The sequence below is a fragment of the Streptomyces sp. NPDC059010 genome (genome assembly GCF_042740355.1).
In the GTDB taxonomy this organism is placed as follows: Bacteria; Actinomycetota; Actinomycetes; order Streptomycetales; family Streptomycetaceae; genus Streptomyces.
This window is the reverse complement of sequence record NZ_JBHYJA010000013.1, coordinates 86,519-103,750: the sequence shown is the minus strand read 5'-3', so window position 1 is coordinate 103,750 and position 17,232 is coordinate 86,519. Positions and strand designations below refer to the sequence as shown.

The following is a 17,232-nucleotide window of genomic DNA, read 5'->3' as shown; positions in this document are numbered from 1 at the left end:
AGGGCCGAGGCCCCCGACAGGGGCGCACGCGTACACCGTAAAGTGGAACGACCGGTCAACCGGGCGCCGCGACGAGAAGGGGGAGTGGATCGGATGCCACACGCCGATATAGCTGGCGTGGAGGCGACGCCGCGGACCCGCCTGCGCTGGTGGACCGAGCTGCCGCTGATACTCCTGGTCTACGCCTGCTACTCGGCGGGCCGGCTGCTCGCCCGCGGCGACGTCAGCTCCGCCGTGGACCACGGCCTCGCGATCCTGGACATCGAGAAGGCCCTTTACCTCAACGCGGAGCACCCCCTCAACCGCCTCTTCACGCGCGAGCCCTGGCTCGGCGTCCCGGCCGACTTCTGGTACGCCTCGCTGCACTACCTGGTCACGCCCGTGCTGCTGGTCTGGCTCTTCCGATCCCGCACCGTGCACTACCGCGCGGCCCGCACCTGGCTGATGACGTCGACCTTCATAGGCCTGATCGGCTTCACCCTGCTGCCCACCTGCCCGCCCCGGCTGCTGGACGCGAGCCACGGCTTCGTGGACACGATGGCGCAGTACAGCTCGTACGGCTGGTGGGGCGGCGAGGCGAGCGCTCCCCGGGGCCTGGGCGGCATGACGAACCAGTACGCGGCGATGCCGAGCCTGCACGTCGGCTGGGCCCTGTGGTGCGCGGTGGTCCTGTGGCGGTACGGCGGGACGCGCCTCGCGAAGGCCGCGGGTGTCTCCTACGCGGTGATCACCACGATCGTGGTGATGGGCACCGCCAACCACTACTTCCTCGACGCGGCCGCGGGCGCCGCCGTGATGGGCGTCGGCCTGCTGCTGGCGCCGCATGTGATGCGGACCGCGGACCGGGTCCGGTCCCGCTTCGCCACCCAGGTCGCCACCGTCGGGACCGCCACGGCCAGGACCGCCACGGCCGGGTCGGGCGACGGCGCGCCGGCCGACTCCGGCACCCCCGTCACGGTGGGCTCCGGCGACTCGACTTCCTCAATTGTCAGTGGCGGATGCCAGACTTCCGCGGGTGAGCGAATTCCACGGCAGCGCGAGTCCAGGTTCGGAGCCGAAGCCGAGCCGAGTGCCGCTCCCCAGGACGCGGGGGACGGCGCTCCGGCAGCGGCTCGCTGAACTGCGCGGTCCGGACGTACCGGCCAAGGCGCTGGACGCGCGCGCCTTGGCCGCCCTCGCCGCCAACCCCGGCTGCAGGCGGCGCGCGATCCTGGACGGCGCCGGGGTGAACAAGGCGGTCCTGGCGAGCGCGCTGGGCTCGCCGTCGGCGTTCGGCCAGTCGCAGTTCGCCCTCACCCGCGGGAACGCCTTCGAGGCCAAAGTCAAGGCGGACGGCGGCGCGGAGCTGCTGCGGCTGGTGCACGAGAAGCTGGACCGCACCGCCGAACCGCCCGCCCACGCGCACGTACCCGAGCTCACCGCGACCGGCCCCGAGGGCCGCACGGCCCGTACGGCCCTCACCCTGCGGGAGGCCACCGAAGCGCCCGGCGAGTGGACCCTGCTGGACCATCCGATGCTCGCGCTGGACGTCGCCGGTTCGCCCGCCTTCCTGGAGCCGGACGCGGTCGTCGTGCACCCGGACGGCAGCTGGACGGTCGTGGAGATCAAGTCCTTCCCGATGCTGGACGGTTCGGCGGACCCGGCGAAGGTCGGCGCGGCCGCACGCCAGGCGGCGGTGTACGTACTGGCGCTGGAACAGGTCGCCGCCCGGCTGGAGTCCGCCCCACGCGTGCGTGACCGGGTCCTGCTGGTCTGCCCCAAGGACTTCTCCAACCTCCCCACCGCCTCGCCCGTGGACGTCCGCAAGCAGCGCGCGGTGACCGCCCGGCAGCTGGCCCGTCTCACCCGTATCGAGGACATCGCCGACGCGCTCCCCGACGGCACCTGCTTCTCCCCCGAGCTGCCGGCCGCCGACCTGACGGCCGCCGTCGAGTCGGTCCCGGCGACCTACGCGCCCGAGTGCCTGTCCGCCTGTGAGCTGGCCTTCCACTGCCGCGCCCGCTCGCGCGCGTCCGACGCGGTGACGTCGCTGGGCCGCTCGGTGCGGGCCGAGCTGGGCGGTCTGACGACGGTCGAGGACGTCCTGTCGGCGGCCCGCGGCGAGTCCGGCGACCCGGACGACCCGGCGGTGGCGGCCCTCCGCAGGGCGGCGCACCTGCGGGCCGAAGCCCTCGGCCGGGATGCGCAGACACGGGGCGAGGAACCCACGCAGGCCGGCCGGGCGGCGGTGGCCCCGTGTCGCTGATCGCCACCCTCGCCCGGCTGGAAGCCGTCAGCACGGGCAGCGCCCAGCCCGCAGCGACCGTCCGCCACCGGCATCTGTCGGACCGCCCGCTCGTCTTCGTGCCGCTCACCACCTCCGGTGAGGCCGGCGCCCCGCTCGGCGCCCTGGTCGGCACGGACCGGGACGCCCCGCACCTGCTGGTCGTACCGCAGCCGCGCGACCGGGACCTCCGGTTCACGTTCCTGGCCGAGCTGGCGGACATCGTCCTGCCGTACCTCGACGCCCACGCCGACGCCGTGGAGGCCGCCGAGCGCAACGAGACCGATCCGGAGACCGGCAAGCGGGTCAAGGTCGAGGTCGAACTGTGCGCGGACGCCGCGCAGTTGATCGTGCCGAATCGCACGGGCATCGACTTCGTACGGCTGCTGGGCCGCTCCATGCGTTTCCGGCGTACGGCGGACCAGGACCCGGAGACCCCCTACCCGGCGCCCCCGCGCGTGCCGCTGCTCGGCCGCTGGCTGACCCACTTCGGCGAGCGGGCCCGCGTGCCCGGCTCCTCGCTGCTGCTGGCCATGACGGACGTACTGGCCCGGCACTGGGCGACCGGCCAGTCCACCCTGGAGGACCAGCACCTGGGCGCGCTGCTCGCCTGGATCGACCCGCCGGACGGCGAGACGGGCGCCGAGGCTGCCCTGCGGGCGGAACTCGCGCGGGACGCCCAGGGCCAGCTGCTGTGCCCGCCGGCCGGTCCCGCCACCGACCCGGCGTTCGACAACAAGCTGCTCGCCCCCGCGTTCGAGCGCTACGACCGCGCGCGTACGGCCCTCGCCGCCGCCGAGGACGGTCTGGAGGCCGACGACCGGCTAGGCGACCTCACCGCCGCCGAGCGGCAGATCCGCGCCCTCGTGGAGAGCCGGACCCGGCCCGCCTGGGACGCGGTGTGGCGCGGCCTCGACCTGCTGCGGGAGCTGCCCGAGGCCGGGCGGGTGGAGGAGCGGTGGACCCGCGACCGCTGGTCGTTCACCGGTCACCGCGACCGGGTCGTCGCCGGCGAGCCCCCGCAGCCGCGCCGCGACGACGCGGTCACCGCCGCCAACAAGCTGGCCGCGCGCGAGCGGGAACAGGCCCGCCTGGAGGCCCAGGAGGCCCTGGACGATCCGCTGGTGATGGCGGGGCGGCGGCTGGCCGGGGAGGCGTTCGCGGGCGAGGTCACCGAGGTCGTGATGGCGTACAGCGAGGGCAAGCGGCCCAGTCCGCGCCCGCTGGTCACCGTCCGCACCGACGACCGGCCGTATCTGGGCGAGCGGGCGAAGGTGTTCCGGTCGCTGGGCGGCAAGCCGCAGTCGGCGGAGTTCGTCGGCTACGAGGGGGACCTCGGCGAGGACGGCCGGGACAACCAGGACGGCGAGCACGCGGGCACGCTGCTCGTCCTTCGGGTGCTGGACAAGATGGGCCGCGGCAAGGAGCCGGAGGAGGGGTCGGTGCCGCAGAAGGGCGACCTGGTCTGCTTCACGCTGTTCGAACACGAGCAGCGGGGCGGGGCCAAGCTGCCCGACCCGGAGGAGACCCCGTGGACCCATGGCGGGCCGCCCGGCGAGCAGGTGTCCGAGGCCGCCGATCAGCCGACCGAGGAGGACACCCTGTGACCGCCGTGCTCGACCCCGGTGCCGCCGCTGCCGAGGCCACCGCCGCGATCCTGCACAACACCCTGCACAGCGAGGCGCGCGGGGTCGTCGTGGACTCCCCGCCCGGCGCCGGCAAGTCCACGCTCGTCGTCCGCGCCGCCCTGGAACTCGCGGACGCCGGGCGCCCGTTGATGATCGTCGCGCAGACCAACGCCCAGGTGGACGACCTGGTGCTGAGGCTCGCCGAGAAGAACCCCGAGCTGCCGGTGGGCCGCCTGCACAGCAGTGACGCCGACCCGTACGACAAGGCGCTGGACGACCTGCCGAACGTACGCAAGTCGGCGAAGGCGGCCGACCTCGCGGGCCTGGCGGTCGTCCTGTCCACGGCGGCCAAGTGGGGGCACGTCAAGGTCGACGAGCCCTGGCGGCACGCGATCGTCGACGAGGCGTACCAGATGCGCTCCGACTCGCTGCTCGCCGTGGCCGGGCTGTTCGAGCGGGCGCTGTTCGTGGGCGACCCGGGCCAGCTGGACCCGTTCGCGATCGTCGGCAGCGAGCAGTGGGCGGGCCTGTCGTACGACCCGTCGGCCTCGGCGGTGATGACCCTGCTAGCCCACAATCCCGCTCTCCCCCAGCACCGCCTGCCGGTCTCCTGGCGCCTCCCGGCGTCCGCCGCGCCCCTGGTCTCCGACGCGTTCTACCCGTACACCCCCTTCCGCAGCGGCACCGACCACGACGACCGCTCGCTGTCCTTCGCGGTCCCGTCCGACGGCTCGGGCCCGGACCGGGTGATCGACGAGGCGGCGGAGTCGGGCTGGGGACTGCTGGAGCTGCCCGCCCGGCACACCCCGCGCACAGACCCCGAGGCGGTACGGGCGGTCGCGACGGTCGTACGGCGCCTCCTGGACCGGGGCGGCGCGGCGACGTCGGAACGCTCACCCGACCCCGCGCCCCTCACCGCCGACCGGATCGCGGTCGGCACCGCCCACCGGGACCAGGCGGCAGCGGTCCGGGCGGCCCTGACCGAGCTGGGTGTCGTGGACGTCACCGTCGACACGGCCAACCGCCTCCAGGGCCGCGAGTACGACGTCACGGTCGTCCTCCACCCCCTCTCCGGCCGCCCCGACGCCACCGCCTTCCACCTGGAAACGGGCCGCCTGTGCGTCCTCGCCTCCCGCCACCGCCACGCCTGCATCGTGGTGTGCCGGGCGGGCGTGAGCGACCTGCTGGACGACTATCCGTCGACGGAGCCGGTACAGCTGGGGACGGTGGTGAAGTTCCCGGACGGGTGGGAGGCGAATCACGCGGTGTTGGCACGGCTGGGAGAACATCGGGTCGCATGGCGGCCCTGTTGATGAAAGCCCCATTGACCTGCGTCACACGCCTACTTGCGCGAGCGCGGGACAATGGAGGGTGGACCGGTTCACAGGGTCGCCGGTGACCCACGAGATCGGCACGCACATCGGTGACGTACATCGGTGACGCACATCGGTGACGTACATCGGTGACGTACATCGGTGACGTACGAGGAGGAGACAGCATGGCGGAGCCCACGCCGCGTCGGAACGAACCGCGGCTACGCCCCGCGCCCCTGCTCTTCGAGCCCGCGCAGGTGGCCGCCGACCCGGAGCACTTCTTCGACCTGGAGTCGATCGACGACCCCCGCGCGCTGCTGGCGCGGGCGACCGAGCTGACGCAGGCGTTCCGGGCGGCGACGGACCGTGCGGTGGAGTTCCAGGCCATCGCCGCGGCTCAGCTGGCGGACCCCCGGCGGTTCGACCGGCTGACGCCCGCCGACATCGCCGAGCAGGCCGAGTGGACCGAGGACTACGCCAAGAAGATGGTCGAGTTCGGCAGGGATCTGATGCGGGGGGTCGAGGGGCCGGGGCACGTCGACCCGGTATGACCGGCCGCCCGGTGTGACCAACCCCGGCCGAGAGTTCTCCAAAGTTCTCCATGGCATATGCCAGGCGGGCAAGATACGCCCTGCCACCCCACCCTGTCCCGTGTTCCGGGAACTCTCGGGAACCGAGGGTTCACCGTCGGTAGATGTATCTGCCATGAGCACCCCACACAACGCCCCCTTCTCCCCCGCCTTCGTCACCACGGACGGCGCCGCCTGGCTGGCCTCCGCGGAACCGTATCCGCGGAGCACCCAGGCCCTCTGGGACGAGCGGCCGCAAGCCCCCGTGGTCCTGGCCTGCGGTTCGGTCTTCGACATCGTGAGCGCACCCGCGATCTTCGGACGCCGGATGGTCGACCAGCTGTGGGAGGAAGGCCCCGGTTCGGGGCCGGTGGCGATGTCCCGGGGCCGGATGCTGCTGTTCGCCGCGCCCGGCACGGCCCAGCGGCTGCCGTCGCTGCTGCGGTGGGAGGAGTTCGGCCGCGCGGGCGACGTACCGTCGCTCCTCTGCCACGGCAAGGGAGACGCGGTGACCGTCCCGTCCCGATCCGGCGCCGCCGCCTCCTCCGGCTCCCGCTGGCTGGTCGCCCCGGACACCCGTAATCCCTGGTTACCGGGTCCCGAGGTGCTGCTCTGGGCGGCCGTGCGGGCGGCTCGTGCGGCCGTTCGTATTTCGATTTTTCCCCACGCCGACCAGGATGCTAAGGTCTACGACGTCAGCAGGCGCCGCTAGCTCAGTTGGTTAGAGCAGCTGACTCTTAATCAGCGGGTCCGGGGTTCGAGTCCCTGGCGGCGCACAGACGGTGAAGGCTCCTCGCAACTGCGGGGGGCCTTCGCTTTTGGGGCAGAGGCTCCAGGGCCCTCCCGGGGTCTCCCGGGTCCTGCAGGAGCGGCTGGGGGTCCGGGGGTTATCCCCCGGGGAATGCAGCATCAGCGGGTCCGGGGTTCGAGTCCCTGGCGGCGCACAGACTGAAACAGCCCCTCGCGGAAGCGGGGGGCTTTTCGCATGCGCCTCGTCGGGCCCAACCCCGCGCCCACCTCGGGCCCAAGTCCTCCCCCACCCTCGCGGCCCCTACCACCCCCCATCCCGCCCCGCCACCAGGCGTACCGCCACCCCCCGGCGCATCCCCCACCCGTCACGCGACCCCCCACCTGGCGCGGGCGCTACCCCCCAGTCGCGATCTTCACGGTCCACGCCCCCGAAGCCGTGCGCCCCTCCACCTCCACCCGGACGCCCTCACCCGGCACCGTGAAGCTCTCCCCCAACCCGACCGGCGCGTCCGCGAGCGGGGGATACACCGACTCCTCCCAGCAGGCCTCGGTACGCGGGTGGGCGTCGATCACCTCGACCGGACCGCTGCCGGACTCGGTCTGGCTGCGCACCCGGTACACCAGGACACCCTGCCGGCAGGCCTGCATGTCGTTGCCCACGGGACCGCGCGCCTCGAAGGCGAGGGCGCTTTCGCGGCCGGTGCGGACGACGGCGAGCTTGATGCCGTTGCCCAGCCCGAAGCCCGGCACGGCGCCGACCGAACCGCGCGCACCCGACGAACCACCCGCGTCGACACCACCGGACACACCCGCCGAGCCCCCCGCGTCAGCGCCACCGGACACACCCGCCGAACCGCCCGTACCGGCGCCATCGGACGCACCGCCCATGTCGGCACCACCGGATCCACCGCCCGTGCCGGATCCACTGGACCCACCAGACGCGCCGGATCCACCAGACGCACCGAACTCTCCCGCAGCCGGCACCGCCCCCGTCGGCCCCGCCGCCACCGCCTGCCCCATGCCGCCGGGGCCCACCGCGAGGGGCTCCAGGGTCAGTCGTGCGCCCGCGGCCCCCGTCCCCTGCACGCACACCACCTGCCGCGGCTCCAGCCAGCCCAGCTTCCACTTGTGCCAGCCGAACAGGTCCGGTGCCATCCCGAACTGGCTGCCCATCAGGTCCCAGTCGCCGACATAGGTGTCCCAGTCGCCCTTGCCGTCCACCGGGCGGTGGTACAGGTCGGGCAGGTCGAAGATGTGGCCGGTCTCGTGCGCGAGGACCAGGCGGTCCGGCGGATGGTTCTCGAACACCGTGACGACACGCCGGATGTCGGTACCGTCGGCCCGCAGCGGAGTGTCCAGGTTGACGACCTTCGTGGCGTCCGAGTCGACGCCGGGCGCGTCGGGGTCGGCGACGAGATACACGACGTCGTAGCGGGAGAAGTCCACCTCCCGGTCCGCCACGGCGATCGCGTCGCGCAGATAGGCGGCCCGGTGGGCCGTGTTCCAGTCGCGCTGTATGGCGTACGCCGTTGACGGGCGCGGCATCCGCAGCCAGTGCCGCAGTGGATGCGGGCGCAGGGTGAATCTGCCGTAGGAGGCGCGTTCGAAGAAGTGGGTGGTGAGCGGGAAGTGGTCGGCCGTCAGTTCGGCGGGTGTCGAGTGGGGGGTCGCGTCCGGGAAGGACAGGAAGACCATGACCGCGTCGAGCTTGCGGGCCGGGCGGGGGTAGGCGGCGTTCCAGGTGTTCAGGCCCTCGGAGTGGTGGGCCTCGGTGCGTTCGAGCGCACAGGCCCCCGTGTCGAACGGCTTGGCGGCGGAGGGGCCCGCGACCAGGGAGGTCGCGGCCAGCGCGGACATCGTGGTGAACACCGCTGCGACACTGCGCAGTCGGGGCCATTCCCGCAGCCGACCCATGTCAGGGAGCAGGGGGAACTGACGCGGCACGTGGACCTCCGGGTGCGGTTCGCGGGACACCGCATCCAGCCTGGGTCATATTGTCGTACTACGTCCTGTTTGCCTGCACCGGACGGGTGAGAGGCCCGGGCAAACGTCAGAATCGACACCCCCGAATCGCTCACGGAACGTCACAACTGGTCGATGGCCCGAAGAAGGCGTCCAGGTGCGGGCAGAAACGATCTGTCAGAAGGTCGGGTCAGGTGGGAACACTGAACAGTAGGTGGAAGGCCCCGGGACCAGCCTCTATGATCGGCACACTTTCCTGACACTTTCCTGCACGGACACGGCCCGGCGGCCGACCGCCCCCCGGCCGGCCATTCGATGAGACCCATCCGAAGAACGAGTGCACTGCGGGAGCGAGCGGTGAGCGGAACGTCCGAAGGGCCGACGCCCGCGGCAGACCTCATCGGGCCGGCCGTCACAGAGAGTAACGCGGAGCCAGCCCCCGGTACCGGGCCTCCGCCCTACTCGTCCGCCTTCTGTGCCGCGCCCCTGGCGATGGCCGTGGTCGACCGAGAGGGCCTGGTCACCGGCGCCAACGCCGCGCTCGCCGACCTGCTCGGCACGCCACCCGGGGAGTTGGCCGGATCCGTAGCCGCCGACCTGGTGGACCTCGCCTCCGACGCCCGTACCTGGCACACGTATCTGGAGGTGCTGCGCGGCCGCGAGGCCAGACTGCGCTGCACACGGCGCCTCAAACACCCGGACGGGCACTCCCTGTGGGCCCGGGTCACGGTCGCGCCCCTGCCCGGCGAGGAGCCCGGCGGCGTCCTGCTCTCCGTCGCCGACATCAGCGCCCACCGTGAACTCCAGGCCCGGCTGCGGCACTTGCAGATGCACGACCCGGTGACCCGGCTGCCCAACCGCACCCTGTTCTTCGAGCGGCTTTCGACGGCGCTGGAGGCGGAGTCGTACGAGGAGAGCGGCACGACGGGCCGAATCGGCCTGTGCTATCTGGACCTTGACGGGTTCAAGGCGATCAACGACACCCTCGGCCACCGGGTCGGCGACGGTCTGCTGGCCGCCGTGGCCGAACGGCTCACGCACTGCGCCGAGGAGGCCGGCTACGCCCGGTCGAGCCCGCCCCTGGTGGCACGGCTCGGCGGTGACGAGTTCGCCATGCTCGTGGAGGACTCGACGGGCACCGAGCAACTGGCCGACCTCGCCGAGTCGGTGCTCGAAGCGCTGCGGGCCCCCTTCGACCTGTCCGGCCGGCGCCTGTCGGTGTCGGCGTCGATCGGCGTGGTGGAACGCCAGGCGAGCGGCACCACGCCCACCGCCCTGATGCAGGCCGCCGACACCACGCTGTACTGGGCGAAGGCCGACGGCAAGGACCGCTGGACGCTCTTCGACCCCGAGCGCAACGCCCACCTGATCACCCGCCAGGCCCTCGCCGCCACGCTCCGCCCCGCCATCGAGCGCGGTGAGTTCGCCCTGGAGTACCAGCCGCTGGTGTGCATGGAGGACGGGCTGCTGCGCGGCGTCGAGGCGCTTGTCCGCTGGAAACATCCTCAGTTCGGCGTACTGGCGCCGAATCGGTTCATCGGACTGGCCGAGGAGGACGGTTCGATCGTGCCGCTCGGCCGCTGGATCCTCGCGACGGCCTGCCGCCAGGCCCGCGCCTGGCAGCTGGCGCACCCCGACGAGCCGCCGATCTTCGTCAGCGTGAACGTGGCGGTACGCCAGGTCTGGGACTCGGACCTGGTCGCGGACGTGGCCCGGATCCTCACCGAGACGGAACTCGCCCCGCATCTGCTCCAGTTGGAGCTCACCGAGTCGGCGGTGATGGGCTCGGCGGGAAGACCGCTGCAGGCCCTCCAGGCGCTCAGCGACATGGGCGTACGCATCGCGATCGACGACTTCGGCACGGGTTACTCGAACCTTGCCTACCTCAGCAGGCTGCCGGTCTCGGTGCTGAAGCTGGACGGTTCCTTCGTACGGGGCTTCCAGTACGAGAGCGACAACAGCGCGGCCGTACCGCCGAACCCGGCCGACGAGGTGGTGGTCGAGGCGATGATCCAGCTCGCCCACCGGCTGGGCCTGACGGTCACCGCGGAGTGCGTGGAGACGCTCGCGCAGGCGTCGCGGCTGCGGAGCATCGGGTGTGACACCGGCCAGGGGTGGCTCTACTCGCGGCCGGTGCCGCCGGATCGTATCTCCGAGTTGCTGGGCGTGCGGGTCTGACGGGCCCCGCTGGTCAGAAGCTGGTCATGGAGTGGTCGGCAAGGCGTAGGCGTCCGCTATGAGTTCGTAGGAGCGCAGGCGTACGTCCATGCCGGGGGCGTTGCCCGTGATCATCAACTCGTCGGCGCCGGTGCGCTTCTGGAGGTCGTCCAGGCCGGCGCGGACCTCGTCGGGGGTGCCGTGCACGACGTTGGCGTTCCAGGAGTCGGCGAACTCGCGCTCCAGCGGGGTGAATTCATGGGCCTCGGCCTCCTCGGGGGTGGGGATGAGGCCCGGGCGGCCGGTGCGCAGGCGGATCATGCTGAGGGCGGCGGCCCTGACCTGGCGGCGGGCCTCCTTCTCGTCGTCGGTGGCGAGGGCCGAGACGCCGATGAGGGCGTACGGCTCGGCGAGGACGGCGGACGGCCGGAAGGACTCCCGGTAGAGGTCCAGGGCCGGGACGGTGTTCCGGGCCGAGAAGTGGTGCGCGAAGGCGAAGGGCAGGCCGAGGACCGCGGCGAGGCGGGCACTGTAGCCGGAGGAGCCGAGGAGCCAGACCGGCGGGCGGTGCGGGGACTGGACGCCGCCGGGTGACGTCGCCTGGACGGGGCCGGGGACGGCGTGGATACGGCGGTAGGGGTGGCCGTCCGGGAAGTCGTCGTCGAGGAAACGGGTGAGCTCGGCCAGTTGCTCGGGGAAGTCGTCGGCGCCCTCGCTCAGGAGGTCGGTGCGGCGGAGGGCGGCCGCGGTGGCGCCGTCAGTGCCGGGGGCGCGGCCGAGGCCGAGGTCGATACGGCCGGGGGCCATGGCCTCCAGGGTGCCGAACTGCTCCGCGATGATCAGCGGGGCGTGGTTGGGGAGCATGACGCCGCCGGAGCCGAGGCGGATGCGGTTCGTGTGGGCGGCGAGGTGGGCGAGGATCACCGCGGGGGACGAGGAGGCCACGCCGGGCATGGAGTGGTGTTCGGCGACCCAGTAGCGGTGGAAGCCGCGGGCCTCCGCGAGGCGGGAGAGTTCGACGCTGGTGCGCAGGGCGTCGGTGGCGGTGTGGCCCGCGCTGACCGTGACCAGGTCCAGTACGGAGAGGGGCGTGGGGGCGGTGCCCTGTGCCGTGCCCCGTATCCCGTCTGTCTGGGTGTCTTCTGCCGCCACGGTGGGTGCCTCCTGTGGTGATGCCGTGCACTGTCCTGCCCGGCATTAACAGGAGGCTGTCTCCGCTTTATTCCCGCCCACCGCCCAGCCCCTACACCTGCACGATCGGCTCCTTCGTGAACAGTGCCCCCAGTTCCGGCGCGTTCACGCGGCGGTCCGTCAGCCTCAGGGCCTCCCAGACCGTGACCTGGTTGGCGGTGAGGACCGGCTTGGAGACGTGTTCTTCCAGGGCCGGGAGGTAGGAGGCCGTGTGCAGGGCCGTGTCGGGCAGGAGGATGGCCTCCGCGTCCGGGTGGTCCGCCTCCCTCGCCAGGGCGAAGAGCTCCTTGTCGCCCCAGGTCCCGACCTCCGCCGCCGTGATGATCCCGGAACCGCGGACCGCCACCACCTCCACGCCGGCCGCCCGCAGGAACTGCGCGAAGAGGTCCGCCACGTCGTCCGGGTACGTCGCCCCGACCGACACCCGCCGCACCCCGAGCTCCCGTACCGCGTGCACGAAGGCGAAGGACGTCGACGACGCCGGCATGCCCGCCGTGACGGCCAGGCTGCGCACCTGCTCGTGGGCGCCCTCCCAGCCGTAGACGAAGCTGCCGGACGTGCACGCCCACACCACCGCCTCGGCGCCGGTCAGCCGCAGCGCCTCCACTCCGGCCGCCAGGCGCTCGGCCGAGCCCATCCGGCGCAGTGCGTCCACGCGGTGCGCGTCCTCGCCGATGTCGGTGTGCACCAGGTCGACCCTGATGTCGCTGGCGAGCAGTTGTTCGATGCGCGGATAGTCGTCCTCGGCGGAGTGGCCCGGGTAGAGAAATCCGAGTGCGGTCATGTCGGCCTTCCTGCTCCTCGCTGCGCCTACTGCCTGCTACTGCTGTTCCTGCTCGGGTACATCCGGTACGTCCGGAAGCACGGGACCGCCACGCGCCGACGGATCGATCCGAGCCGCCGGATCGATCAGCGCCTGATACGGCCCCACCGCTCGGGTACCCAGCCGACGCAGTGCCGCCCACATCGTGACCTGGTTGGCCGAGAGCACGGGGATGCGCAGTTCTGCCTCCAGTTGGGGGATCACGTCGTAGGTGGGCAGATTGGTGCAGCTGATGAACAGGGCGTCGGCGGCCCGGCGCACCGCCCTGCGCGCCATGTCCGCCACATCGCGGTACGGCACCCTCCAGATGTGCCGGGTCAGGCCCATGAAGGCGCAGCCCGTGACCATGACCCCGGCCTCGGCCACGTAATCCTCCAGCGCCCGCGTCACCGACACGGTGTACGGCGTCACCAGCGCCACCCGGCGTACACCGAGCTCCGCCAGTGCCTCAAGGAGCGCGCCCGAGGTGGTGACCGACGGCACCGCGCCCGCCCGTGTCATCGCCTCGCACATCGCCCGTTCGCCCGCGATGCCGCCGACGAAACTGCCGGAGGTGCAGGCGTAGGCGACGACCTCGGGGGTGATCGCGGTCAGGGTGCGGACGCCGTCGCCGAGCGTCTCGTGTTCGCTGACCAGACGGGCCAGATCGAGGCTGACCTCGACGGGGACGAACGGCGTCCGCGTCAGGTGCAGCGAGACCTCGTCCGGAACCCAGCGCCACAGCTCTCGGTCCAGCGCGAAGTCGAACGGGGCGACCACTCCGACACCGCGCTGCGGGCGGGGGCCGCCGAGGAAGGAGATGTCCATGGCGTCCATGGCAGGCACCGCCCTCACTACGAGAAACAGGTGAGCAACGGACCGTATTTACGACCGTGTTGACGAAGGTAGGTTCGGGTGCGAGCGTGGTCAAACCTCGCATGTCAGACGGCCAGCAGTTCCAGTAAAACTCCGAGAACCGGTCCCTGCACACCCCCGGGAAGCGACCTCTCACTCCCCCGAGAAGCGACCCCTCACACTCCGGAGAAGCGACCCCGTATGACCTCTCCCGCCCCCGGTCCGTCCCCCGCCTCCGGCCCGCCGCCGACGCTCCTCGTCCTCGACGCCGAGCCCCTCCCCCGGCTGGGCCGCCTCACCGGCCGGGCCCGCGTCGAGCACGCCGACGAGTCGACGCTGGCCGAGCGGCTGCCGTCCGCCGACGTCCTGCTGGTCTGGGACTTCACCTCGCACGCCGTACGCCACGCCTGGCCCGGCGAGGGCCCCCGGCCGCGCTGGGTGCACACGGCGAGCGCGGGTGTGGATCACCTGATGTGCCCGGAGCTGACCGCGTCGGACACGGTGGTCACCAACGCGCGCGGAATCTTCGACCAGCCGATCGCCGAGTACGTCGCCGCGCTGGTACTGGCGATGGCGAAGGACCTGCCGCGCACCCTGGACTTCCAGCGCGCCCGGGAGTGGCGGCACCGGGAGGGGCAGCGGGTCGCGGGCACGCGCGCGTGCGTGGTCGGGTCCGGGCCCATCGGCCGTACGATCGCCCGCTCGCTGAAGGCCCTCGACATCACCACCGCGCTGGTCGGCCGGGTCCCGCGCACCGGCATCCACGGACCCGACGACCTCGACCGGCTGATGGCCCGTGCCGACTGGGTGATCGCGGCGGCGCCGCTCACCGAGCAGACGCACGGCATGTTCGACATCCGCCGCTTCGGCGTCATGCAGCCCTCGGCCCGGTTCATCAACGTCGGGCGCGGGCAGCTCGTGGTGGAGGAGGCGCTGGCCGAGGCCCTGACCAAGCGGTGGATCGCGGGGGCCGCGCTCGATGTCTTCGAGGACGAGCCCCTCGGTGCGGACAGTCCGCTGTGGGGGCTGCCGGGGCTGATCGTGTCGCCTCACATGAGCGGGGACACCATCGGCTGGCGTGATGAACTCGGACTTCAGTTCGTGGAGTTGTACGAGCGGTGGGAGGCGGGCAGACCGCTGCTGAACGTGGTCGACAAGAAGCGCGGGTACGTACCCGGACGCTGACGTCTACGGCTGGAGGGCGACGCATGACGGATCTCACCGAACTGACCGCCGTACAACTCCTCGACGGCTACCGGGCAGGAGAGTTCAGCCCCGTCGACGCCACCCGCGCCGCCCTGGAACGGGCCGAGCGCATCCAGCCGGAGGTCAACGCCTTCGTACGGCTCACCGCCGACGAGGCCCTGACACGAGCCGCCGAGTCGGCCGAGCGCTGGCGGCGCGGCGCACCGGCCGGTCCGCTCGACGGCGTCCCGGTCACCGTGAAAGACATCCTGCTGATGCGCGGGGCGCCGACACTCAAGGGCTCGAAGGCCGTCCCCGAGAAGGGCGGCTGTGCCGAGGACGCCCCCTCCGTGGCCCGGCTGCGCGCGGCCGGCGCCGTCTTCCTCGGCAAGACGACGACCCCCGAGTTCGGCTGGAAGGGCGTCACCGACTCGCCCCTGTCCGGCGTCACCCGCAACCCGTACGACCCGACCCGCACCGCGGGCGGCTCCAGCGGCGGCGCGGCGGCGGCCGTGGCCCTAGGCGCGGGACCGCTGGCCCTGGGCACCGACGGTGGCGGCAGTGTCCGTATCCCGGCGGCCTTCTGCGGCATCTTCGCCCTGAAGCCGACGTACGGCCGGGTCCCCCTGTACCCGGCGAGCGCCTTCGGCACCCTGGCGCATGTCGGCCCGATGACCCGCGACGCGGCCGACGCGGCCCTGCTGCTGGACGTCATCGGCGCGCCCGACTCCCGCGACTGGTCGGCGCTGCCCCCGGCACCGGGCTCCTTCACCTCCGCCCTGGAGGGCGGTGTGCGGGGCCTGCGGGTCGCCTACTCGCCCTCGCTCGGCGGCCAGGTGGCGGTGCGTCCGGCGGTCGCGGCGGCGGTACGGCGGGCGGTGGAGGGGCTGGCCGGGCTGGGGGCGTACGTCGAGGAGGCCGACCCCGACTTCACCGACCCGGTGGACGCCTTCCACACCCTGTGGTTCACAGGGGCGGCCCGGGTGACCCAGCATCTGGGACCGCATCAGCGGGAGTTGCTCGACCCGGGCCTCAGGGAGATCTGCGGCGCCGGTGCCCGGCTGTCCGCGCTCGACTATCTGGCCGCGGTGGACGTCCGGATGGAGCTGGGCCGCCGGATGGGCCGCTTCCACGACGGCTACGACCTGCTGGTCACCCCGACCCTGCCGATCACGGCGTTCGAGGCGGGCGCCGAGGTTCCCAAGGGCTCGGGGCACCGCAGGTGGACCGGCTGGACGCCGTTCACCTACCCGTTCAACATGACCCAGCAGCCGGCCGCGTCGGTCCCGGTCGGCACGGACGGCACCGGGCTGCCGATCGGTCTCCAGCTCGTGGCCGCCCGGCACCGGGACGACCTGGTGCTGCGGGCGGCGCACGCGCTGTACGAGGCCGGGGTCGCCGGGCTCAGGCCCGTCGGAAGCTGAGCGTCTCCCCCGCCGCTCCCGTGCGCCACAGGTCGTTGCAGGCCTCGGCCATAGCGTCGAGGCCCTCGATCACCTGGCCCCAGACGATGCCGGGGACCCAGCCGACATCGCCGTTCAGGAGCAGGTTGTTGCGCTCGTAGAACAGGGCCAGGTCGACGACCGTGGTGCCGGGGCGGACGTCACGGTCGTAGCCGTACGCCTTGGTGCCCAGCTCGGCGCCGGCGAACGAGAAGTAGCAGAGGTCTCCCGGGATCGGGGTGACGGTCGGGTTCTCCAGCGGTGGCTCCGCCGGCGCGAACGGCGGGAACAGGGCGTAGATCTCGTTGCGGGCGTATTTCGCGTGATAGACGTCGCCGCCCAGCGGGAGGGCGTCCCATACGGCCGCGCAGGTGACCGGGGCTCGGTCGTCCAGCAGCTTTGCGGTTGCGGTGATTCCACGCTTGGCCAGCGAAACTTCGATATGGCGGTCGGCCATGTGCCCTCCAGTGCACGTGCTTCGTCCCGGTGTGGCGCCTGCGTGGGCCATTGCCCGTTCGGTCACCTCCCCAAGAGTCAATGGCAGCGCGGTGCGGGGGCCACGAGACTCTTGGTGCCCGCACAGGAGGAGGCCACGCGTGACCTCGCGTGAAACATCAGCGCATCCCGTTCAGGAGGCATCCCCGATGACCATCGCGCCCCGCCGCTCCCGCACGGCCCTGCTCGGCGTCCTCGCGGTCGCCACGACCGCCGGACTCGTCCTCGGCGCCACCCCCGCCGGGGCCGCGTCGGTGGCGAAGAAGTGCGACAGCGGCCCGGCCAACTGCGTGCTCGCCAAGATCCACCCCAAAAAGGGCGATGTGAAGGTGACGGTCAACAACTACGGAGGCGACAAGAGCTACCTGTACGGCTGGGACCTGCGTCACGCGGGCCGGATCGTGTGCACCGGAGAGGTCCGTGAGGCCTGGGCGGCCAAGACGTTCACCTGCAAGAACATGCCGAAGGGGCAGCTGAAGCTGACCGTGTCGTACGAGAAGAACACCTCCGTCGCGATGAAGTGGTAGCCACTTCCCCGGCACCCCGACGACGCCGTGGGCGCGCCCCCCCCCCGGGGGGGGGGGGCGCGGGGGGGGGGGGGGGCGAAGGGCGGGCCGTGG

Annotated in this window: 15 protein-coding genes and 1 tRNA gene; 11 read left to right on the top strand and 5 right to left on the bottom strand. The window is 72.4% G+C overall.

From position 1 onward, the window contains the following. Positions 1–93: 93 nt before the first annotated feature. From ACFWYS_RS16040 to ACFWYS_RS16010, 7 genes are all read left to right on the top strand, one after another. Positions 94–1,119, top strand: a complete 1,026-nt coding sequence (locus ACFWYS_RS16040) for a phosphatase PAP2 family protein (protein ID WP_384768215.1) — start codon at positions 94–96, stop codon at positions 1,117–1,119. After that, the gene (locus ACFWYS_RS16035; RefSeq protein WP_384768535.1) at positions 1,070–2,245 is read left to right on the top strand and encodes a hypothetical protein; all 1,176 of its coding nucleotides are present in this window, start codon (positions 1,070–1,072) and stop codon (positions 2,243–2,245) included. Before ACFWYS_RS16040 ends, ACFWYS_RS16035 begins: the two co-directional genes overlap by 50 nt. Next, entirely contained in the window at positions 2,236–3,870 is a 1,635-nt protein-coding gene (locus ACFWYS_RS16030) for a hypothetical protein (RefSeq protein WP_384768212.1), read from the top strand. The genes ACFWYS_RS16035 and ACFWYS_RS16030 overlap by 10 nt, the downstream gene beginning before the upstream one ends. Further along, positions 3,867–5,204, top strand: a complete 1,338-nt coding sequence (locus tag ACFWYS_RS16025) for an AAA domain-containing protein (RefSeq protein WP_384768208.1) — start codon at positions 3,867–3,869, stop codon at positions 5,202–5,204. The genes ACFWYS_RS16030 and ACFWYS_RS16025 overlap by 4 nt, the downstream gene beginning before the upstream one ends. Before the next feature lie 185 nt (positions 5,205–5,389). Next, on the top strand, positions 5,390–5,755 hold the full coding sequence (locus tag ACFWYS_RS16020) for a hypothetical protein (protein ID WP_384768205.1): 366 nt from the start codon (positions 5,390–5,392) through the stop codon (positions 5,753–5,755). 154 nt (positions 5,756–5,909) lie between these two features. Next, positions 5,910–6,485, top strand: coding sequence for a bifunctional DNA primase/polymerase (locus ACFWYS_RS16015; protein ID WP_384768202.1), 576 nt, complete (start codon positions 5,910–5,912; stop codon positions 6,483–6,485). Then, positions 6,476–6,549: transfer RNA gene (locus tag ACFWYS_RS16010), tRNA-Lys, on the top strand. The genes ACFWYS_RS16015 and ACFWYS_RS16010 overlap by 10 nt, the downstream gene beginning before the upstream one ends. Positions 6,550–6,916: 367 nt before the next feature. Here the strand turns inward: ACFWYS_RS16010 and ACFWYS_RS16005 are convergent. Beyond that, positions 6,917–8,497: a M6 family metalloprotease domain-containing protein gene (locus tag ACFWYS_RS16005; protein WP_384768199.1), complete on the bottom strand. Its 1,581-nt coding sequence runs from the start codon at positions 8,495–8,497 to the stop codon at positions 6,917–6,919. 345 nt (positions 8,498–8,842) lie between these two features. Here ACFWYS_RS16005 and ACFWYS_RS16000 point away from each other — a divergent pair, with 345 nt between their 5' ends. Then, positions 8,843–10,663 (top strand): putative bifunctional diguanylate cyclase/phosphodiesterase, encoded by a 1,821-nt coding sequence (locus ACFWYS_RS16000; RefSeq protein ID WP_384768196.1) that lies wholly within the window; start codon positions 8,843–8,845, stop codon positions 10,661–10,663. Between the two features lie 24 nt (positions 10,664–10,687). Here ACFWYS_RS16000 and ACFWYS_RS15995 read toward each other — a convergent pair whose 3' ends face one another. The 3 genes from ACFWYS_RS15995 to ACFWYS_RS15985 all read right to left on the bottom strand — a co-directional run bounded on the left by ACFWYS_RS15995 (position 10,688) and on the right by ACFWYS_RS15985 (position 13,463). After that, positions 10,688–11,794, bottom strand: coding sequence for an LLM class flavin-dependent oxidoreductase (locus tag ACFWYS_RS15995; RefSeq protein ID WP_384768193.1), 1,107 nt, complete (start codon positions 11,792–11,794; stop codon positions 10,688–10,690). A gap of 91 nt (positions 11,795–11,885) precedes the next feature. Further along, the gene (locus ACFWYS_RS15990; RefSeq protein WP_384768190.1) at positions 11,886–12,617 is read right to left on the bottom strand and encodes an aspartate/glutamate racemase family protein; all 732 of its coding nucleotides are present in this window, start codon (positions 12,615–12,617) and stop codon (positions 11,886–11,888) included. 36 nt (positions 12,618–12,653) lie between these two features. After that, positions 12,654–13,463 carry an aspartate/glutamate racemase family protein gene (locus ACFWYS_RS15985; RefSeq protein WP_384768532.1) on the bottom strand — a complete coding sequence of 270 codons (810 nt, stop codon included), beginning with the start codon at positions 13,461–13,463 and terminating at the stop codon, positions 12,654–12,656. A 228-nt stretch (positions 13,464–13,691) separates the two neighbouring features. On the opposite strand from ACFWYS_RS15985, the gene ACFWYS_RS15980 reads away from it, so the two are divergent. Next, positions 13,692–14,675, top strand: a complete 984-nt coding sequence (locus ACFWYS_RS15980; protein ID WP_384768187.1) for a D-2-hydroxyacid dehydrogenase — start codon at positions 13,692–13,694, stop codon at positions 14,673–14,675. 23 nt (positions 14,676–14,698) lie between these two features. Next, the gene (locus tag ACFWYS_RS15975; protein ID WP_384768185.1) at positions 14,699–16,099 is read left to right on the top strand and encodes an amidase; all 1,401 of its coding nucleotides are present in this window, start codon (positions 14,699–14,701) and stop codon (positions 16,097–16,099) included. Here ACFWYS_RS15975 and ACFWYS_RS15970 read toward each other — a convergent pair. Then, positions 16,080–16,574 carry a DUF3830 family protein gene (locus ACFWYS_RS15970; protein WP_384768182.1) on the bottom strand — a complete coding sequence of 165 codons (495 nt, stop codon included), beginning with the start codon at positions 16,572–16,574 and terminating at the stop codon, positions 16,080–16,082. The genes ACFWYS_RS15975 and ACFWYS_RS15970 overlap by 20 nt on opposite strands. Positions 16,575–16,761: 187 nt before the next feature. Here ACFWYS_RS15970 and ACFWYS_RS15965 point away from each other — a divergent pair, with 187 nt between their 5' ends. Next, positions 16,762–17,139, top strand: coding sequence for a hypothetical protein (locus ACFWYS_RS15965; protein WP_384768179.1), 378 nt, complete (start codon positions 16,762–16,764; stop codon positions 17,137–17,139). Positions 17,140–17,232: the final 93 nt, after the last annotated feature.

Bases quoted from the DNA above. Each gene is read 5' to 3' on its own strand.
- ACFWYS_RS15970 (WP_384768182.1), bottom strand. From the start codon at position 16,574: ATGGCCGACCGCCATATCGAAGTTTCGCTGGCCAAGCGTGGAATCACC.
- ACFWYS_RS15980 (WP_384768187.1), top strand. From the start codon at position 13,692: ATGACCTCTCCCGCCCCCGGTCCGTCCCCCGCCTCCGGCCCGCCGCCG.
- ACFWYS_RS15965 (WP_384768179.1), top strand. From the start codon at position 16,762: ATGACCATCGCGCCCCGCCGCTCCCGCACGGCCCTGCTCGGCGTCCTC.
- ACFWYS_RS16015 (WP_384768202.1), top strand. From the start codon at position 5,910: ATGAGCACCCCACACAACGCCCCCTTCTCCCCCGCCTTCGTCACCACG.
- ACFWYS_RS15985 (WP_384768532.1), bottom strand. From the start codon at position 13,463: ATGGACATCTCCTTCCTCGGCGGCCCCCGCCCGCAGCGCGGTGTCGGA.
- ACFWYS_RS16020 (WP_384768205.1), top strand. From the start codon at position 5,390: ATGGCGGAGCCCACGCCGCGTCGGAACGAACCGCGGCTACGCCCCGCG.
- ACFWYS_RS15975 (WP_384768185.1), top strand. From the start codon at position 14,699: ATGACGGATCTCACCGAACTGACCGCCGTACAACTCCTCGACGGCTAC.
- ACFWYS_RS15990 (WP_384768190.1), bottom strand. From the start codon at position 12,617: ATGACCGCACTCGGATTTCTCTACCCGGGCCACTCCGCCGAGGACGAC.
- ACFWYS_RS16040 (WP_384768215.1), top strand. From the start codon at position 94: ATGCCACACGCCGATATAGCTGGCGTGGAGGCGACGCCGCGGACCCGC.